13 protein-coding genes are annotated in these 20,149 nt (G+C 39.6%); 12 read left to right on the top strand and 1 reads right to left on the bottom strand.

Translation table 11 applies throughout. The annotated features are described in order from the left end of the window. Positions 1 to 17: 17 nt before the first annotated feature. Positions 18 to 1,172 (bottom strand): sensor histidine kinase, encoded by a 1,155-nt coding sequence (locus tag ESY88_RS07655; RefSeq protein ID WP_147086181.1) that lies wholly within the window; start codon positions 1,170 to 1,172, stop codon positions 18 to 20. Positions 1,173 to 1,561: 389 nt separating this feature from the next. On the opposite strand from ESY88_RS07655, the gene ESY88_RS07650 reads away from it, so the two are divergent. The 12 genes from ESY88_RS07650 to ESY88_RS07595 all read left to right on the top strand — a co-directional run bounded on the left by ESY88_RS07650 (position 1,562) and on the right by ESY88_RS07595 (position 20,069). After that, a complete protein-coding gene (locus tag ESY88_RS07650; RefSeq protein WP_147086182.1) occupies positions 1,562 to 2,431 on the top strand; it encodes a flavin reductase family protein in 870 nt (289 codons plus the stop codon). Between the two features lie 36 nt (positions 2,432 to 2,467). Next, positions 2,468 to 2,839, top strand: coding sequence for a DUF3127 domain-containing protein (locus tag ESY88_RS07645; RefSeq protein WP_147086183.1), 372 nt, complete (start codon positions 2,468 to 2,470; stop codon positions 2,837 to 2,839). Between the two features lie 502 nt (positions 2,840 to 3,341). After that, positions 3,342 to 4,508, top strand: coding sequence for a homogentisate 1,2-dioxygenase (locus ESY88_RS07640; protein WP_147086184.1), 1,167 nt, complete (start codon positions 3,342 to 3,344; stop codon positions 4,506 to 4,508). Between the two features lie 9 nt (positions 4,509 to 4,517). Then, positions 4,518 to 5,009: a CCC motif membrane protein gene (locus tag ESY88_RS07635; RefSeq protein WP_147086185.1), complete on the top strand. Its 492-nt coding sequence runs from the start codon at positions 4,518 to 4,520 to the stop codon at positions 5,007 to 5,009. A gap of 115 nt (positions 5,010 to 5,124) precedes the next feature. Beyond that, positions 5,125 to 6,285 carry a 4-hydroxyphenylpyruvate dioxygenase gene (gene hppD, locus ESY88_RS07630; RefSeq protein WP_147086186.1) on the top strand — a complete coding sequence of 387 codons (1,161 nt, stop codon included), beginning with the start codon at positions 5,125 to 5,127 and terminating at the stop codon, positions 6,283 to 6,285. 650 nt (positions 6,286 to 6,935) lie between these two features. Next, on the top strand, positions 6,936 to 7,715 hold the full coding sequence (locus tag ESY88_RS07625; protein ID WP_147086261.1) for a DUF3108 domain-containing protein: 780 nt from the start codon (positions 6,936 to 6,938) through the stop codon (positions 7,713 to 7,715). A gap of 21 nt (positions 7,716 to 7,736) precedes the next feature. After that, positions 7,737 to 8,672 (top strand): tryptophan 2,3-dioxygenase family protein, encoded by a 936-nt coding sequence (locus ESY88_RS07620; RefSeq protein ID WP_147086187.1) that lies wholly within the window; start codon positions 7,737 to 7,739, stop codon positions 8,670 to 8,672. 11 nt (positions 8,673 to 8,683) lie between these two features. After that, entirely contained in the window at positions 8,684 to 9,979 is a 1,296-nt protein-coding gene (locus ESY88_RS07615; RefSeq protein ID WP_223270760.1) for a peptidoglycan DD-metalloendopeptidase family protein, read from the top strand. Positions 9,980 to 9,982: 3 nt separating this feature from the next. After that, complete coding sequence (gene pgi, locus ESY88_RS07610) at positions 9,983 to 11,629, top strand: glucose-6-phosphate isomerase (RefSeq protein WP_147086189.1); 1,647 nt, start codon at positions 9,983 to 9,985, stop codon at positions 11,627 to 11,629. 162 nt (positions 11,630 to 11,791) lie between these two features. Further along, complete coding sequence (locus ESY88_RS07605) at positions 11,792 to 14,338, top strand: TonB-dependent receptor (RefSeq protein WP_317128674.1); 2,547 nt, start codon at positions 11,792 to 11,794, stop codon at positions 14,336 to 14,338. A gap of 10 nt (positions 14,339 to 14,348) precedes the next feature. Beyond that, on the top strand, positions 14,349 to 16,031 hold the full coding sequence (locus tag ESY88_RS07600; protein ID WP_147086190.1) for a choice-of-anchor J domain-containing protein: 1,683 nt from the start codon (positions 14,349 to 14,351) through the stop codon (positions 16,029 to 16,031). An 837-nt stretch (positions 16,032 to 16,868) separates the two neighbouring features. Further along, positions 16,869 to 20,069 carry a TonB-dependent receptor gene (locus ESY88_RS07595; RefSeq protein ID WP_317128673.1) on the top strand — a complete coding sequence of 1,067 codons (3,201 nt, stop codon included), beginning with the start codon at positions 16,869 to 16,871 and terminating at the stop codon, positions 20,067 to 20,069. Positions 20,070 to 20,149: the final 80 nt, after the last annotated feature.

Below are 20,149 nucleotides of genomic sequence, written 5' to 3'. Positions count from 1 at the left end.
CTGGGCGTTTGCTTTCACTAAGATACTTTTTTTAATGAAATCTGCATGGTTGTTCCTTTTCCCAGTTCCGATGATAATACTTTTATTTTTCCTTTGTGGTAATCTTCAATAATGCGTTTGGCAAGTGACAATCCCAAGCCCCAGCCGCGTTTCTTACTGGTGTAGCCTGGTCTAAAAACGGTTTTGAAATGAGATTTCGGGATGCCCTTTCCAGTATCGCTTACTTTGATCTTAACATAGCTGTCGTCTTGGGTCATGGTTAAATGCAATGTGCCCTTGCCTTTCATGGCGTCGATGGCATTTTTCACGAGGTTCTCAATGGTCCAACTGTAGAGTTGTTTGTTGAGTGCCACAAGAATTTCCTCTTGAGGTGCAACCAGGTTAAATTCTATCAATTTAGAAAACCGCGCCTTCAAATAGTCAAAAGTTTCGATGGTTTCGTGAACAATATCGGCTTGTTTTAAAGTGGGTACTGAGCCTATTTTACTGAAGCGGTCGGTAATGGTTTGTAACCTGCTGATGTCTTTTTCAATTTCAATCAAATAATCGGGATCCACGTTCTCACTTCTCAATATTTCGGTCCAGCCCACTAATGACGATAAAGGTGTGCCAATTTGATGTGCGGTTTCCTTGGCCATGCCGGTCCATAGTTTGTTCTGATCGGCAGTTTTGGAACTTTTATAGAAAAAATAGGCGACTGCAGCAAAGAGGAAAATGATGAGTAATAGTGCTAATGGATAATACTTGAGCTTGTTGAGCAGCGGTGAGTTTCCGTAGTAGATGGTGCTATAAAGTTCATCTTCAATATACACAGGGATTGGTTTGTTCTCGTTTTCAAAAGTACTTTTAAGTTTTTCCAAAGCTAATTTTGGAACTCTCATTCTTAAGGTGTCAATATTTCTAAAACTAGTGATTTCGTCGTCGGCATTTACCAGAATCATAGGTGTTGTGGTATTGCTCTCTAAAATTCTGGATGTCATTTTGATTTCATCGTCATTGGTGGTGGCAATCAATGTTTCGTTCGCAAAAGACCAGTTTTGCATTTTGGTGCGCTCCTCTTCCTTGAAATTTTGAAAAAACATATACGTATTCCAAAGAATGAGCGTGATGATGAAAAAGGAGCTAATGATAATTAACCAGCGTGTGATGTTCCTATTGATGCGTATGCTCATTAAAATGTATTTTTATTTGAAGATTATAGCGTTCAGAAGAACGATAGATACCAGTTAGTTGAGTCTTGTGATTTTATTCCATTTTCAGTTGATAAGATTAAAACCTTCAGAAAAAGAAAAAAGTATGAAGATGCAAATCAAAGCGCTACAGCTTATTAGTTAGTAACAATCAATTACCTGCCTGGCTGCCTGCTGGCCTGCCGGCTCTCACACTTAAGAGCGTAGCAGATTTATGTCTTAACCGCAACCGAAGTTTAAATATAAAGCAAATATGTTAATAATATTGTGTTGAGACTATTGCAAATCATTTTCATAGTGTATTCAATAATGTTACATTTGCAACGCGACGCCTTGAGATAAAATCATAGTGCTAATAAACAACTTGTTACATGCCATCATTTGATCCTAAAGTAATATCCACCAAAACCTTACACAGCCATTTGCTGAGTTCGGTGGCGCCTAGGCCAATTGCTTTTGCGAGTACGATGGATGCTGAGGGACGACCAAATTTGTCGCCTTTTAGTTATTTCAATGTGTTTAGTTCCAATCCGCCAATTTTGGTGTTCTCACCGGCGCGACGTGTGCGTGACAACACCACAAAACATACGTTGGAAAACAGCAAGCTTACCAAGGAAGTGGTCATTAATGTGGTCAATTATGATATGGTGCATCAAATGTCATTGAGCAGCACAGATTATGCGGAAGGCGTCAACGAATTCGAAAAGTCGGGACTTACCATGCTTAAGTCTGATATGGTCAAGCCGTATCGCGTGGCCGAGTCGCCAGTACAATTTGAGTGTAAGGTCAATGAGATTATTGAATTGGGAACCGAGGGTGGCGCAGGAAACCTAATCATTTGTGAGGTTGTAAAATTCCATATTGCCGATGAGGTTCTTGATGACGATGGTATTATTGTGCAGGAAAAAATGGACCTTGTCGCTAGGGCTGGTGGCAATTATTACAGTCGGGCCAAAAAGGGGTTTTTTGAAATTCCCAAGCCCTTGTCAAAATTAGGTATTGGCGTAGATGCCATGCCAAGGGAAGTTAGGGAAAGTATGGTCTTAACCGGCAATGACTTGGGGATGTTGGGCAATGTGGAAGCCTTGCCAACAGAGACTGAAATCAATGAATTTATAAATAGCGTAGGTGAGCGCTACCCAAATATAAAAGAGAAAACGCATCGTGAAAAACACAAGATCGCTCGAAATTATTTGAGCTATGGCGATGTGGAGAGCGCATGGAAATTGCTGCTCTCATAAATAAACTGAAAATTTAATAGTTAATACAACACGAAAATGGAAGTACAGGGAAAAATCAAAATGATCGGCGAGACGCAAACCTTTGGAAGCAATGGTTTTAGAAAGAGAGAATTGGTAGTGACCACCGAGGAGCAATACCCACAGCACATTATGGTTGAGTTTGTTCAGGATAAAACCGATTTATTGAACAACTACCAAGTAGGTCAAGAGGTAAAAGTCAACATCAATCTTAGAGGACGCGAATGGGTAAATCCACAAGGCGAAACCAAATATTTCAATTCCATCCAAGGTTGGAGAATTGAAGCTGGGCAGGCAGCTGGCAATAATGCAGCGCCTAAAGCACCTAATGAGGCCTTTGAGCCGGCAACCAACTTAAATGAGGAGGATCACGACGATCTGCCTTTTTAAGCTGAAGACAAAAAGACCAGAAAACCTCAATGCAAATTGGGGTTTTCTTGTTTTCAACCTGCAAGGTTTCAAAAACCTTGTAGGTTTGCTTAAATGAGTACTTAATTTTTTAAAGCGTTTAAATGAAATTGTCTAAGTACTCATTAGGATTGCATTATTTGAAAAAAAAATTATCAGGTAAACATATTTGAACCTTGTTTTTTAACTACGATTCTTCAATTGTTTAAGATACAGCGCCTGCTTTTGAGTCATTTTTAAAAATTTAGATTATCCCGGACTTATAAAATCAGCTAACATCAATCCCTCCAAACTTTCCTTTCAATAACTTCTACATATTTGTATCTTTATGCTGAATTGAAAATATATCCTTTTCAAGGATTTAGGAAACTTATACCTTGAATTCGGAAAGATTTACAAATTAAAAAATAATTCCCAATACGAATAATATCGTGAACAGAAGTCCCCTTTGGGGATTTAGGGGATAACCTTAAACCTAAAGAAGATGCCATTTTATCATAAATTAGGAAAGATTCCGCCCAAGCGGCATACGCAATTCCGCAAGGAAGATGGGAGCTTGTACTCCGAGCAACTTTTCGGCACCATCGGTTTTGATGGCATGTCCACCAACAGTTACCACGAGCAACGTCCAACCCAGGTCAAGGCAATTAGAAAACAATACAGCGTAGCACCAAAAATAGCTAAGGCCAATCACATTCAATCCTATCGCTTAAGAGGCTTCCAGGTCAAGCCTGAGGCCGATTATCTGCAAAGCCGAAAAACCATCCTTACCAACAGTGACTGCAGCATTATTTTGGCGGCGCCACAACAATCCACCAAAGATTATTTTTATAAAAATTCCGATGCCGACGAGCTTTTGTTCATCCATAAAGGGACGGGAAAATTGCGAACCCACTTAGGCAATCTCGATTTCAAGTACGGGGATTATTTAGTGATTCCTAGAGGGGTTATTTATAAAATCGATTTTGATACCGAAGATAATCGGCTCTTCATTGTCGAGTCCCGAAGGCCCATTTACACACCAAAACGCTACCGCAATTGGTTTGGACAACTTTTGGAACATTCGCCCTATTGTGAACGCGATTTAAGACGCCCTTACGAGTTGGAGACCAACAATGAATCTGGGGATTTCTTGATGAAAGTCAAAAAGCAAGGCGACATTTTTGAAATGATCTACGCCTCTCATCCCTTTGATGTGGTGGGTTACGATGGTTATAATTATCCCTATGCGTTTTCAATTCATGATTTTGAGCCCATTACCGGTCGTATCCATCAACCGCCACCGGTGCACCAAACCTTTGAGACCGATGCCTTTGTGGTGTGTAGTTTTGTGCCACGTTTGTACGACTACCATCCCGATAGTATTCCTGCGCCATACAACCACAGCAACATAGACAGTGATGAGGTTTTGTATTATGTGGATGGCGATTTTATGAGCAGAAATGATATTGAAGTTGGGCATATCTCACTGCACCCAGCAGGCATACCGCATGGGCCGCACCCTGGAGCTGCCGAGCGTAGTATTGGCAAAACCAAGACCGAAGAATTGGCAGTTATGGTAGATACGTTTAAACCGCTTCAGCTTACTGAGGAAGCCATGAAAATAGCCGATGAAGATTACTTCAAATCGTGGTTACCACATGAGGCTTAATTGGATTCTATGAGAAATTCAAATTTACCGGCAGATCCAACTGCCATGATTCTGGGGGTTATTGCGCTCATTTTGTCCTTGGTTGGCTGTTGCTGTGGACTTTTTGCATTCATCCCGTTGATTTTAAGTATTATCGGTTTGGTAATGGCCCATAAAAGTTTGCAAACCTATCGCTATAACAGTGAATTATACAATCCTCAAAGTAGGAGCAATGTGTATACAGCCAAGATACTCAACATCATTGCCTTGATTATCAGTGCAGGGATGACTTTGGTCTATGTGGCCTATTTTGCAATTTATGGTGTCGTGTTTTCTGAAATCATCAAGGAAGCCTATGAACATAGAAACGAAAACGGCGACTTTCAATTTGAATGGGAAAATGACAGTCTAAATGAAGATTATAACAGGGATTTGGAGCGTGATAGCATTTATATGGATTCAATAATAATCGACGAAACTGAGATGCTGGATGACAACGAAGCTATAGATACGTTGAATTGAAAAGTGGGCTTCGGAAGCAAGTGGCCTACAAACAATACTTAATTTAAGAATGAAAATCCAGACGATATTTGATCTGGATTCGCTTCCCAAAACGGAAGCTAAAAATTTAAATACGATGGCAAAAGAAGTAAAGAATGTAGAATACGGATTGGAAAAAATTTTCGACAAGGCTCAGGATTTTCTCCCGCTTTTAGGAACGGACTATGTTGAGTTTTATGTGGGTAATGCGAAACAGGCAGCACATTTCTATAAAACTGCATTTGGTTTTCAGTCCTATGCCTATAGGGGTTTGGAAACTGGATCAAAAGACTCCGTTAGTTATGTGCTTAAGCAAGATAAGATTCGCTTGGTGTTGACCACACCTTTAAGCAGTAAATCCCCTATCAACGATCATATCGTTAAACATGGTGATGGTGTCAAGGTTATTGCCCTTTGGGTGGATGATGCGCGAAAATCTTATGAGGAAACCACCAAGCGCGGTGCCAAATCATATCTGGAACCTGTAGTTGAAAAAGACGAACATGGCGAAGTGGTGCGTGCTGGGATTTATACTTATGGTGAAACCGTTCACATGTTTGTGGAGCGCAAAAATTACAAAGGCAAATTCTTACCGGGATTTAGAGCTTGGGAATCTGATTATAACCCAGAGCCTGTTGGGCTTAAATTCATTGATCACATGGTGGGCAATGTAGGTTGGGGCCAAATGAATGTTTGGGTAAAATGGTATGAGGATGTTATGGGTTTTGTCAACTTTCTGTCTTTTGACGACAAGCAAATCCATACCGAATACTCTGCACTTATGAGTAAGGTTATGAGCAATGGTAACGGTCGCATTAAATTCCCAATTAATGAACCAGCCAAAGCCGCTAAAAAATCACAGATTGAGGAATATTTGGATTTTTATGAAGATTCTGGCGTACAGCATATTGCAGTTGCCACAGACGATATTATCAAAACCGTTGCCCAATTGAAAGCAAGAGGGATTGAGTTTTTACCACCACCGCCACAATCTTATTACGACATGATTCCCGAGCGATTGGGCGAACATCGCGAGATGATGACAGAGGATATCGGTAGATTACAGGAACTGTCCATCATGGTCGACGCCGATGAGGAAGGCTATTTGCTACAGATTTTCACAAAACCTGTTGAAGATAGACCAACCCTCTTTTTTGAAATCATACAGCGCATGGGCGCGAAAGGATTTGGAGCAGGCAATTTCAAGGCGCTCTTTGAATCTATTGAAAGAGAACAAGAAAAGCGTGGCACCTTGTGAAAATAAAGAAACAAGAATAGGCTGCCTTTAACCAACAAATTAGACCTGTCAGTCCCAAAAGTCTTCGGGATTGACAGGTTTTCTAAACATGAAATTACTCATTTGATCAACCTGCAAGGTCTCAGAGACCTTTTAAGTCTTTATGAATGTGCTGATTGGTTGGTTTCTCGAGCTCACATCATTTACATAACATCCTACGTGATAAAAATTACGAGTTGCCTAATAAAAAGAAGATACCAAGTAAGAGTGCAGACCTCACAGGTTTTCAAAACCTGTGAGGTATTTATTTTTGAGAAGCTTCCGTTTTGACTCAATCAATAGATTAGTCAATCCCTACGTGGTGGGATTTAAAACGGTATGCTCTTTTCATGAATAAATCCTTCCGTTGAAACAATTCAGAAAAAAACATCAACCAATTCGTCATCCTTCCGAAGCCATAGACTTCAACTATTTAAAAGAAACCAAGTTCACTTGAAAACGAAATCCGCTTTCGTGAACTGAGGTATTTTGCCCTAAAATTCTAACATAACTATAACAGCCTAAACCTAAACCGTTTCAATAAAATCAATACTTTTGGAACAATAATTGTAATTCTACATATTGAACAATATAATGTGGCGTTTTAAGTTACATTTACACCAATTACAATGATGAAAAAGACCCTACTTATACTAACCTTAATATTTGGGCTGCATAGCGTTGCTGCTCAAAAGAAATCTGCCTACCAAGATGGTGAGTGGTTCAAGTTTGACATGAGTTATAGCAACTTCCTCACTGCAGGAACGGCCACTTTGGAAGTGGATGAAACAACCTTGAACGGAAAACCCGTTTATCACATTGTGGGTAAGGGATGGACCACCGGCGCCATTAAATGGTTTTTTAAGGTCAAGGATCGTTATGAGAGCTACATCGATAAAGATACGGGAATGCCATACAAATTCATCCGTAAAATTGATGAAGGCGGCCATACCAAGGATCTCGAAATTGATTTTGATCACATCAAAAAGGAAGCTTTCATTGAGAACAAAAAACACAAGACCACAAAAAGAGTATCTATAGAACAGGATGTTCAGGACATGGTATCTGCTTTTTATTATCTTCGTAATAATTACGAAACAGAGAGCATTAAGGACGGCGAAGTGGTTGAACTCAACATGTTTTTTGATGAGGAAAACTACATTTTCAAATTAAAATACCTGGGAAGGGAAACCATAGACACCGCATTTGGTCGGGTAAAAACGCTTAAGTTTAGGCCTTACGTCATGGCGGGTCGCGTTTTCAAGGAGCAGGAAAGCTTGACACTTTGGGTAAGCGCAGATGACAATAAGATTCCGCTTAAGATTAAAGCTGATTTGGCGGTTGGCTCCTTGCAGGCAAACCTCGAAGCCTTTAAAGGATTAAAGCACTCCTTTAAGGTGCAATTTGATTAACAATTAGACCAATCAATTAGAATGGATGATTTACATAAGTTTGACGGCATTGTTAAACAACTTCAGAAAAAATTTACAGATATAGATCAAGATACCGATGATCATTTACATGGCTTACTTTATAGCAAGCCCATTACTTATTGGGATTACATCCAAACCGATGCTTTACTCAATCTTCAAATCCAGCGTACCACTTTGCCAGATGAAATGGTGTTTATTGCCTACCACCAAATCAATGAGCTTATTTTTAAGATGATCCTTTGGGAAATTGACCAATTGGCGCAAAAAGAGAATTTGGAGGTCAGTTTTTTTGAGAACAAACTCATGCGTATTAGCAGGTATTTTGATATGTTGACGACCTCTTTCAATATCATGCGCGAAGGGATGGATGTGGAGCAATACATGAAATTTAGGTACACCTTGACGCCTGCAAGCGGATTTCAAAGCGCACAATATCGCATGATCGAGTTCGCTTCTACAGAATTGATCAATCTAATAGATTACCGCTTTAGAAAAACCATTGACCGTAACACTCCTTTTGAGCATGCATTTGAGCATTTATATTGGCAAGCCGCAGGAAAGGATTATAATACCGGCAAAAAATCAACACTTTTGGTTAATTTTGAAAAACGTTACAAAGGCGATTTTATACGTTTTATGCAAACCTATAACACAAAAAACCTTTGGTCGCGCTTTAAGGAATTGCCCAAAAAAGATCAAGAAAATACCGACTTGATAAAGGCCATGCGCCATTATGATTATACGGTAAACATTACCTGGGTCATCGCACATTACAATGCAGCCAAACACTATATAGAAAGTGGTACAGGTGATGGCGAGGCGACAGGAGGTAGCGACTGGAAAAAATACATGCATCCAAAATACCAAAAACGCATTTTTTTTCCTGAACTTTGGAGTGAAAATGAAATTGATAACTGGGGAGACGATTTAAAATGAAGTACAATACTATGAAATTTAATAAGGCACTTATCGCACTTTTGATTTGTTTGGGTTTTTTGTCCTGCAAAGAAGATACTAAAAAATTGGATTTAGAGCCTATAGCTGAGGTTATTGAGCCAGAACCAATCACAGAGTTTGGCTTCGTGCTCGACGAGTATATCGTAAAGCGGGACACCATTAAGGCGGGTGATAGCTTCGGAAAGATCTTGCAGCGCAATAACATTAGCTATCCAAAAATTTACCAAATTGCTGAAAAAGCTAAGGACAGTTTTGACATCAGGAAACTGCAAACCGGTAAACCCTACACCCTTTTATGTGCTAAGGATTCCTTGCAAACGCCACGTTGCTTTATTTATCAACCCAGCCTTTCGGAGTATGTAGTTGTGAATTTTCAAGATTCGATTCATGCCTATACCAGCAGAAAACCCATTACTTATATTGAAAAAACCGCCACTGGCGTCATTGAAAGCAGTATCTCCGAAACACTTCAGGAAAAAGGCCTGAGCCCAAGGTTGGCCTTTAAATTGGCCGATGAAATCTATGCTTGGACCATTGATTTTAGAAGGCTTCAAAAAGGAGACCGTTTCAAGGTTATCTATACCGATAAATATATCAACGATACAACCTATGTTGGTTTGCACAATATTAAGGCCGCTTATTTTGAACACAACGGTGAACCCTTTTATGCCTTTGAGTTTGAAACCGATTCCATAAAGGGCATCAGAGACTATTTTAATGAGGACGCCAAAAACCTAAGACGTGCATTTTTGAAGGCCCCCGTGCAATTTAGCAGGATTTCATCCCGATACAATCTCAATAGGCGTATTGCTTACTACGGTTATAAATTAAGGCCACACAAAGGTACCGACTTCGCAGCACCATTAGGCACGCCCATTATGGCCACTGCAAACGGCACCGTGACTGAATCTACAAGAAGAGGGGGCAATGGCAAGTATGTAAAGATTAGGCACAATGCGACCTACAGCACCCAGTATTTGCACATGAAGGCACAAAACGTCAAAAAAGGCCAATACGTAAAACAAGGTGATGTGATTGGCTGGATTGGTATGACAGGAAATAGCGGAGGCCCGCACGTGTGCTACCGTTTTTGGAAAAACGACAAACAAGTGGATCCTTTAAGGGAAAAATTACCAGAAGCAGAGCCTATTTCTGCTAGTTTAAAGCTGAAATACCTTGATTATATAGCACCAATTAAAACACGATTGGATGTGATACCCATGGATGAAGAATTGAAAGATCAAATAGCACAGTCAAGCAACGATATAAATTTACAGACCCAATAATACATGGCATTAGCAGCAATAAACCCAACAACCACCAAAGCTTGGAAAAAACTTCAAGCGCACTTTGATACCATAAAGAACCAGCCCGCCAAGCAATTTTTTGCTGAAGCACCTCATAGGGCAGATGATATGCGTATTGTTTGGGAAGACTTCTATGTTGATTATTCTAAACACCGCCTTACTTCTGAAACCATGGCCTTGCTATTGGAATTGGCGGAAGAAGTGAAACTTAAAGACGCCATGTCCCAGTATTTTGGTGGCGAGGTCATCAACCAGACTGAAGGTCGCGAGGTTTTACATACCGCTTTGCGAAACCCCAAATCGGCAGAAGTCATGGTTGATGGCGAAAATGTGATGCCAGAAATTTATGAGGTCAAGAACAAAATCAAAGGCTTTACTGAAGCCGTTGTAGGAGGGAAACTAAAGGGCTATACTAGTAAAACGTTTACCGATGTAGTGAATATTGGCATTGGTGGGTCAGATTTAGGGCCCGCCATGGTTGTTGAATCTTTGGGCTATTATAAAAATCATTTAAAAACCCATTTTGTGAGCAATGTGGATGGAGACCACGTGAATGAGGTCATCAAAACCCTAAATCCTGAAACTACTTTATTCGTTATTGTCTCCAAAACCTTTACTACCCAAGAAACGCTATCAAATGCAAATACCATTAGAGCATGGTTTTTAAAATCGGCGCCTCAACATGCGGTATCAAAGCATTTTGTGGCAGTGTCAACCAACATAGAAAAGGTCAAGGCGTTTGGGATTGATGAAAAAAATATTTTCCCGATGTGGAATTGGGTTGGCGGTCGGTTTTCGCTTTGGAGCGCTGTGGGTTTAACCATTAGTTTGGCAACGGGCTTTGATAATTTTGATAAGCTATTGACTGGAGCTCATAAAATGGACCAACATTTCCGTACGGAAGACTTTGATAAAAATATTCCGGTAATTACGGCGCTTTTAAGCGTTTGGTACAATAATTTTTTCAAGGCTGAAAGTGAGGCGGTCATTCCTTATTCCCAATATCTCAATCAATTTGCAACCTATTTGCAACAGGGTATCATGGAGAGCAACGGAAAAAGTGTGGATAGAAACGGCGATAAAATAAACTACCAAACCGGCACCATCATTTGGGGCGAACCGGGCACCAATGCGCAACATGCCTTTTTTCAGTTGATGCATCAAGGCAGCAAATTAATTCCTGCGGAATTTATTGGCTTCACAAAGTCGCTCTACGGCAATCAAGATCATCATGATAAATTGATGTCCAACTTCTTCGCCCAAACCGAAGCTTTATGGAACGGCAAGTCCAAGGATACCGTAATAGAGGAATTGAAAGCACAAGGGCTTTCCGAAGAAAAAATCAAAGAACTTAGTCCTTATAAGGTCTTTGAAGGCAATAAGCCAACCACCACTTTCTTAATCGATAAATTGACTCCAGAAAGCCTAGGGAAATTGATTGCCATGTATGAGCATAAGATCTTTGTTCAAGGCATTATCTGGAACATTTTTAGTTACGATCAATTTGGTGTTGAACTGGGCAAGGAGTTGGCCAATACCATTTTGAAAGAGATTGAAGATAAAAATGTTATCAACAATCACGATATTTCTACCCAAAACCTGATCAATCGTTATAAAACCCATCGCTAGAGTTCACTTCGAAATTATCTCATCTTAAGTTGTTTGTAAATAAGTTTTAACAAATTTTTTTGTAATTAGAAACGTTAATAATTCTTAACAGTTAGTTAATGTGTAATTACAATGATGACCGTATGTTTGTCAAAAATTAAAACTACTTAAACAATTCTTAAAATGATGAAAAAAGTATCACAGTGCTTAACCATATTGGTTCTTACAATGTTCTGTTCCTTTGCATTTGCGCAAAGTACGGTGTCGGGAACGATAATAGGTTCAGACATGAACCAGCCTCTTCCAGGCGTTAACGTTATCGAAAAAGGAACCTCTAATGGCTCGGCAACCAATTTTGACGGTCAGTTTATTATTAATACAAAGTCTGCAACAGGTGAGTTAGTGCTTTCTTTTGTTGGTTATACTTCAAAGACTATCGCTTTCTCTGGAGATATGGATCTTGGTAAAATCATGATGGATCCTAGTGAGGTAGGTCTCCAAGAGGTGCAAATCATTGCTTCTGTAGCAGTCGATAGAAAAACCCCAGTGGCGGTATCTACCATTAGAGCTTCAGAAATTGAATTGAAATTAGGGAGTCAAGAATTTCCAGAAATCCTTAAATCAACTCCAGGTGTTTATGTTACCAAAACAGGTGGTGGTTTTGGAGATGGAGAGATTAGACTTCGTGGGTTTAACTCTGAAAACGTTGCGGTTATGATCAACGGTGTGCCAGTGAACGACATGGAAAATGGCCGTGTCTATTGGAGCAACTGGGCGGGTCTAGGCGATGTGACTAGTTCTATGCAAGTACAACGTGGCCTTGGTGCCTCTAAGGTAGCAGTACCTTCTATTGGTGGTACCATCAATATCATCTCCAAAACTACAGATGTTGAAGAAGGTGGTAACTTCTACACAACCTTAGGCAACGATGGCTTCAAGAAATTTGGCGTCACTTACTCTACGGGTTTAATGGATAATGGCCTTGCAGTAACTGTTTCTGGTTCTAAAACCGATGGTGATGGCTATGTAGATGGCACACCATTTAATGCCATTTCTTATTTTTTGAATGTTTCGAAGGAAATCAACGATAAACATAAAATTGCCTTAACAGCCTTTGGTGCAAAACAAACGCACGGTCAAAGACAAAACCCATATTTAGTTGAAACGTTTAGAGAAAGCGAAAGCGGTAGAAAGTACAATTCAGATTGGGGTTATAAAGACGGTCAATTTACCAGTGTGGAGGATAACTTCTACCACAAACCACAAATTTCCTTAAACCACTATTGGAACATCAGCCAGGCTTCAAGTTTGTCTACAGCTGCTTATGTGTCTGTTGGTTCTGGAGGTGGCGGCGGTTTTAGCGGTGTCAACAAATTCCGTTTTGATGATGACGAATATAGAATCGGTAACCTAGGCACAGTTGATTTTGACAAGATTGTTTCAGAAAATGAAACTGCAGGCGTTGAAGGTTCTGAAAGTATTTTGAGAGCTTCTAGAAATGATCACATATGGTACGGGGTGCTTTCTACCTTTAAAACAGACCTTACAGATGATCTTGTACTATTAACAGGTTTAGATCTTAGAGGCTATGAAGGCTTTCACTTTACCGAGGTGACCGATTTATTGGGTGGCCAATATTTTTCAGATGCTTCCGATGTTAACAATCCAAACAATCAAGCTCAAGTAGGTGACAAAATCCTTTATGACAATGATGGTAAAGTAGGCTGGTTGGGCGGTTTTGTCCAAGCGGAATATGACATTCAAGAGAATTTCAATGCTTTTGTCTCGGTTTCTGCTTCCAACACATCTTATCAAAGAGTAGATCGTTTCTTATATTTGGATAGTGATCCACTACAAGAGTCAGATGTGTACAACTTCTTTGCTTACGGCGCAAAAGGTGGTGCGAACTACCGTCTTGACGATAGAAACAATGTGTTTTTTAATTTGGGATACTTTGAAAGAGCCCCATTTTTTAACTCTATTTTCGCTAACCGTAACAACACTGATGTTAATGGAGATGCTCCAAACCAAAGGATTACCAGTTTTGAAGTTGGATACGGTCATAGAGCTGAGAAATTATCTGCAAACATTAACCTGTACCATACCACTTGGAAAGACAGAACAGAGTTTGCCAGTTTTCAAGCCCAAGATGGGACAAGAAATTTCGCCAATATTTTAGGTGTTAATGCGTTGCATATGGGTGTGGAACTCGATTTTAATTATCGTGTATCTTCAACTTTTTCTGTAACGGGAATGGCTTCTATAGGCGATTGGAGATGGCAAAATAATGTAGAGGATGTTATAATTTTTGATGAAGAAAATAATGCAGTCGGTGACCCAATTAACCTTTTTATCGAAGACCTGCACGTTGGTAATGCTGCACAAACAACTTTTGGCTTAGGTACCATTTATAAATTGACTCCAAAAACTACGTTTACAATTGATTACCTTTATAATGGTGATATCTATGCCGATTATGATCCCAGCAATCGAACTACAAAAAGACCAGATGCTTTTAAACTTCCAGATTTCGGACTCTTTGATTCAGCGATTAGACATGGTTTCAAATTCGGTTCTCTTGATGCCGAACTTACAGGCCGTATCAATAATATTTTCGATACTGAGTTTATTGCCGATGCACGTGATGGTGCCGAGTCTGATGTATTCACAACTCGAGTGTTCTACGGTTTTGGAAGAACGTTTAGTTTAGGTGCAAAACTTAATTTTTAAAAAAAAGAAAATGAAAAAAGTAATTTATTTATTAGTCATGGCTGCAGCCTTTGTAGGATGTAACCCTTTAGATGATCTTAACGACCAAGTTGATGCCCTCCCAGAGCAGCCAAATATTGGTGAGTTTGAATATACGTTAACCGATGCAGATTACAGTGCATTCGATTTGGGCTTCGGAAGTTTTAATTCTCAAGATCAAGCCAAAGATTCCATTCCTCAATTGCTTTCGGATCTCTATCCTTTATATGGACAAGGATCTTCGGTTTTGGTAAACTACAAGCTTTTTGTAGGTGCTGCGGAAGGCGTTAGTGCTTACACAAGTGCTGAAACTTATCCCCTATCAAATGATGATTACGCATTAACTGGTAGTGATGCCTTTGGATTTTATCCAAACGTAGATCCCACAGCATTGATTCCTGATGTATTGGATGCGCAAATTGCTGCACCGGTTGAAGGTCAAATCGCTTTGGTGACTTACAAGCAATATACTGAAACTCCAGATGTAGGTTTGGCTATTGTTGGTGGTGGTAATTTTCCTGATATCTACCCTACATTCGAAAATGTCGATGTCGATATGGACGGTATCGGTTGGTCTGAAGGCGCTGCACACGCCAATGCATCGGCCTTTGTCAATGGCAGTGAAATCGCTGGTGAAGATTGGTTGGTTTCTCCTGAAATTGATCTTAGTGGAGAGACTGATCTTAAGTTTCAAATCAATCAAAGAATCAGTTTTTTGAATGGGAACGAAGCTGCCGATTTTGTGAATATTTTGGTGTCAACCAATTATACTACAGGTGGCGACCCAATCGCTGCAACATGGGATGTAATTACTTTGACTACTGTGCCGTCTGGAAATACTTCCGAATTTATACTTTCTGAGGATTATGATTTTTCGGCTTATGACGATACCGTGATCCATGTGGCCTTTAGATACAACTCTACTTCAACAGTTGCGCCTTTATGGAGAATCGATTACTTCAACATCAAAACTTTAGGTGTAACTGGCAACACCGATTCTAAAGGAGAATATTTTGTGTACGAAGGTGGCTCTTGGAATGATGCTGAGAATGTGTACTATTTGAGTAACGCCGATTACGATTCTATGGGAGAAAGTTCTGGACAACCTGGCGCATTCAACAACTTTAGCAGTTCCACGCCGGCAGATAGTTACCTTCCAACATTTTTAGATTTGAAATATCCTTTTGCCCAAGAAGAGAATAAAATCATTGTTATTTATAAGTACTTCTCGAGTAATAGTGGTGCAGGGATAAGAGGTAATGAATACACTTTTACTAGCGGTCAATGGATGGCTCATGAATCTACAATTGAGACCTCACTCAAATTTGGATTTGACGAGGGGCAATGGGTTCCAGATAATACAATTAGATACATAATTGCTCAAGCTGATATTGATTATATCGCTACCAACTATGCAAGTGCTGATGGCTTTAGCGCAGCAGTATCTAGTATGGCCAACTTTGGTAATTTTGATAGAAGGTCAAGTAATGCGGCCTTTTGGAGTGTAGAAATGTTGAACACTGTATTTACAGATTTGCTAACTAACTTCTTAGCGCCGAATGCTGAAGAAGGTCAAAAATATGTGTTGACTTTTGATATCTATGATGGCAGTAGCGGAACAGAGGAATTAAAATACATCAAAACCGGTGGTGTATGGGTTCCTAATGTGGACTAGTTACTAGAATTCAATCTATAAAAAAATGCTCTTCAATTTGAAGGGCATTTTTTTTATTCTGAAATCTTAAAATGACCAAAAATTCATTCCTTTCATTCAATCGTTTCTATAATGAGTTTGATGGCTTTTTCAAGTATTCCGAAGCAGGCAGGAATCGTAATTGGGCTTCACTTAGAACTATAGCGAAGCAGTAAAATAAAAGACCGCTGCTATACCTCAAATAAAATTGCGATTGTGACTCAGCGTAGTCATCTACTTCATAAATAAACTATCACACCGGAACGAACATTTGGGGCGAATCGGGCGCCAATGCGCAACATCCTTTTTTCAGTTCCTTCATCAAGGCGGTAAATTAATTCCTGAGCATTTTGCCGGTTTCACAAAGTATCTTCCGAAGAAAAATCAAAGCATTAGGCCTTCTAGGCTTTCTTAAGGCAAAAAGCCAACCAGCAGCTTCTTAATCGAAATATAGCTTAGAGCCACTGATTGTTAGGTATGAGCAAAAGATTTCGGCCAAAGTATTATTTGAAACATTTTTAGTGATGACCAATTTGGTGCTGAATTGGTTAAATGGTTATTAAATTGAATAATTAAAGAGTTTGTGAATGCAAATGTTATCAACAATTGAGATACATTTTCACAAAACAGCATTGGGCGCTACAGAGTGCAACGCTAATACCTGTTAATAAACGCATTAGCAGTCAGTGATTTAGAACTGGGTTATGACAATATTTTACGTAATTTGAAACGTTAATGATTCTTAACATTTTGTTAATGTATTATAATGATAACCTGCGTATTTTTGCCAAAAATTAAACTCTTTTACTGATGAAAAAAATGAATCAAATTTTATGTCTGGCTGTTGTGCTGTTAATTTCAGCCGCTTCATTTGGTCAAGGTGTGACAACCGCGTCCATCAACGGTCAAATAACCGACGCTAACAATGAGCCATTGCCAGGTGCAAACGTGGTGGCTGTTCACACACCATCTGGTTCTACTTATGGTGTAGCAGCAGATTTTGACGGCTATTACAGGATGTCGAACATGAGAGTTGGTGGCCCCTACAAATTGACCATTACCTATGTAGGTTACCAAGAATTCTTGAAACAAGATATTTATCTGCAACTGGGAGACTCCCAGCAAATCTCGGTAAAGTTGACCGAAGATGCCAGCGCTTTGGACGAAGTTGTAATTACCGCCCAAACCAACAGTCTCTTTGACTCCGGTAAAACGGGTGCAGAGACTACTATCTCTAATCAACAAGTTACAAGCTTACCAACGCTTTCCCGTGGCATTGCAGATTTTGTGAGATTGACACCACAAGCAAAAGTTACAGGTGATGATGTCATTTCTATTGCAGGTCAAAATAATAGATACAATGCTATTTATATTGACGGTGCAGTAAATAATGATGTTTTTGGTTTAGCTCCTAATGGTACTAATGGTGGCCAAACAGGGGTAAGCCCAATCTCATTGGATGCGATTGAATCATTTCAAATCAATGTAGCACCTTTTGATGTGAGACAATCTGGATTTGCAGGTGGTAGTATCAATGCCATCACAAAATCAGGAACCAACACCTTTGAGGGGTCTGCGTATTCTTTTTACAGGGATCAATCCTTAGCTGGCAAGACGCCGTTTGACTTAGCGGGTGAGGATGGTGAACGTGAAAAATTAGATGATTTTACGGCCTTGACTTATGGTGTAAGATTGGGCGGTCCAATTATCGAGGACAAATTGTTTTTCTTTATCAATTATGAAAGACAGGATAATGAAACACCACAGCCTTTTGATATCGAAAACTACCGTGGTGATGTCACAGCGGCCGATTTAAATAATCTATCAGATTTTTTACAGAGTAATTATGGTTACAATGCTGGAGGTTATGCCAACAATACCTCCTCTTTAGAAAGTGATAAACTTATTGCTAAAATAGATTGGAACATAAACCAAAATCATAAATTATCGCTTAAGCACAGTTATGTAAAAGCAATCCAGTTGGATGCGCCAAGTTCAAACTCTGGAAGGATCAATTTTTTAAATAGAGCCGTTAACTTTGAATCCACTACAAATTCCACAGCTTTGGAGCTGAGTTCTACTTTTGGAAACAAATTCGCAAACAACTTGGTTATCGGGTATACCTCAGTAGATGACAACAGGGATCCAAATGGTAGTCCTTTCCCTTCGGTAGAAATTAGAGATGCAGCTGGAACCTCCATATTTTTTGGTTCTGAGCCGTTTTCAACTGCAAACTTATTGGAGCAACGTGTGTTGACATTTACCAATAACTTTGAGATCTATTCAGGAAAGCATACCATTACCATTGGTACAAATAATGAATTTTCCTCTGCAAAGAACGTCTTCTTTAGACAAAATTTTGGAGATTATAGATTCAATAATCTTCAAGATTTCTTGGGCGGTGCAAAACCTAATAGATACCGTTACGGTTATTCCTTATTGGGTGGGACTGGTGATAATTCACAAGGCGCTGCCGAATTTGATTTGTTCCAATTAGGTCTTTATGTTCAAGATGAAGTTAGCTTTTCAGATAGCTTTAAGTTAACTGCAGGTGTGAGAGTAGATATCCCTTATTGGGAAGATGGTCTTGTGAATGACGATTTTAATAATAGAACAATTCCACTATTGGAAGCTAACGGAAAAGATTTGCAAGAGGCCAGAGTAGGTCAGGGGATTAACGCAAACGTACATATCTCTCCTAGAGTTGGATTTAACTGGGATGTGAACAACAGGAATATGACCCAAGTTCGCGGTGGTGTTGGTATCTTCACCTCTAGATTGCCTTTGGTTTGGCCAGGTGGCGCTTACAATAATAACGGTTTAACTGCAGGGTTCATTCAATTGACAGGTGGCAACACCCCCGATTTCAACCCAAATCCCAACACCCAATTTGCAGATCCTGAGCCAGGAAGTGGTGCTATTGGTGGGCAAGTGGATTTATTTGCAAAAGATTTTAAGCTACCTCAGGTATTCAAGACCAATATTGCAGTTGACCAAAAATTGGGCGCTGGATTCGTCTTGTCTGCAGAATTCATTTGGAATGATAATATCAATGCGGTTGTTTATGAAAACATCAATTTACAAGGCCCTCAGTTCAACACTACAGGAGCAGGGTCTCGACCAAACTATGGTTTTAGATTGATTGATGACACCTATAGCGATATTTACTTAGGATCCAATACCGGGGCAGGCAGCTCTTACAATGCAAATATGACCTTGTCAAATAATTATATTACAGATCGATTGGATATAAGAAGTGCTGTTACCTATACTTATGGTGATGCTGATGTACTTTTGGATGCTACAAGCTCACAAAACAGTTCACAGTGGAGAAACTTGGAAACCGTCAATGGCTCAAACAGACCTGTGCTTTCCACCTCAGATTTTTCACCAGGACACCGCGTGTTGGCCAACTCGAGTTTTGAATTCAAATGGTCAGAAACAATCAAGACTCGCATTGGTTTATTTTATGATGGGGCTGAAGGTTCTCCTTTTAGTTATGTCTACAATGGAAATAATTTATTGTCGGACACTGGTTCTGACTCCGCTTTGATTTATGTGCCAAGAGACGAAAGTGAAGCGCAATTGGTAGATACCGATGATCTAACGGCTTCTCAACAATATGCTCTGTTGAATGCTTTTATTGAAGGCGATGACTATTTGAGCAGTAGAAGAGGTCAGTTTGCTGAACGTAATGCCGATCGCTCTGATTGGATACATATTGTTGACTTAAAGTTCGCTCAAGAATTTGGAGTTAAATTTGGAGAAAAAATTCATTCACTTGAGTTAACAGCAGATATCTTCAACTTTACAAACTTATTGAATAAAGAGTGGGGTGTGAGAACATTCGCAGGTTTCAATCAAGTACAGTTGTTGGATTTTGAACGTTTTGCAGCCGATGGTACAACGCCATTATTCTCTTATGATCCAAGAGCAGCCGATACCGTTAACATCGTTGATGATTCTGGTTTGTCTTCTTCAAGATGGCAAATGCAAGTTGGTTTGAGATATAGCTTCTAAACCATAACTTCAATTACCAAAAATGCCCTTCAAAACTGAAGGGCATTTTTTTTTATATGGAATTTGGAAATATCAAGCCT

The sequence above is a fragment of the Subsaximicrobium wynnwilliamsii genome (genome assembly GCF_007997225.1).
Taxonomy (GTDB): Bacteria; Bacteroidota; Bacteroidia; order Flavobacteriales; family Flavobacteriaceae; genus Psychroserpens; species Psychroserpens wynnwilliamsii.
This window is presented reverse-complemented; position numbering and strand designations above follow the sequence as displayed.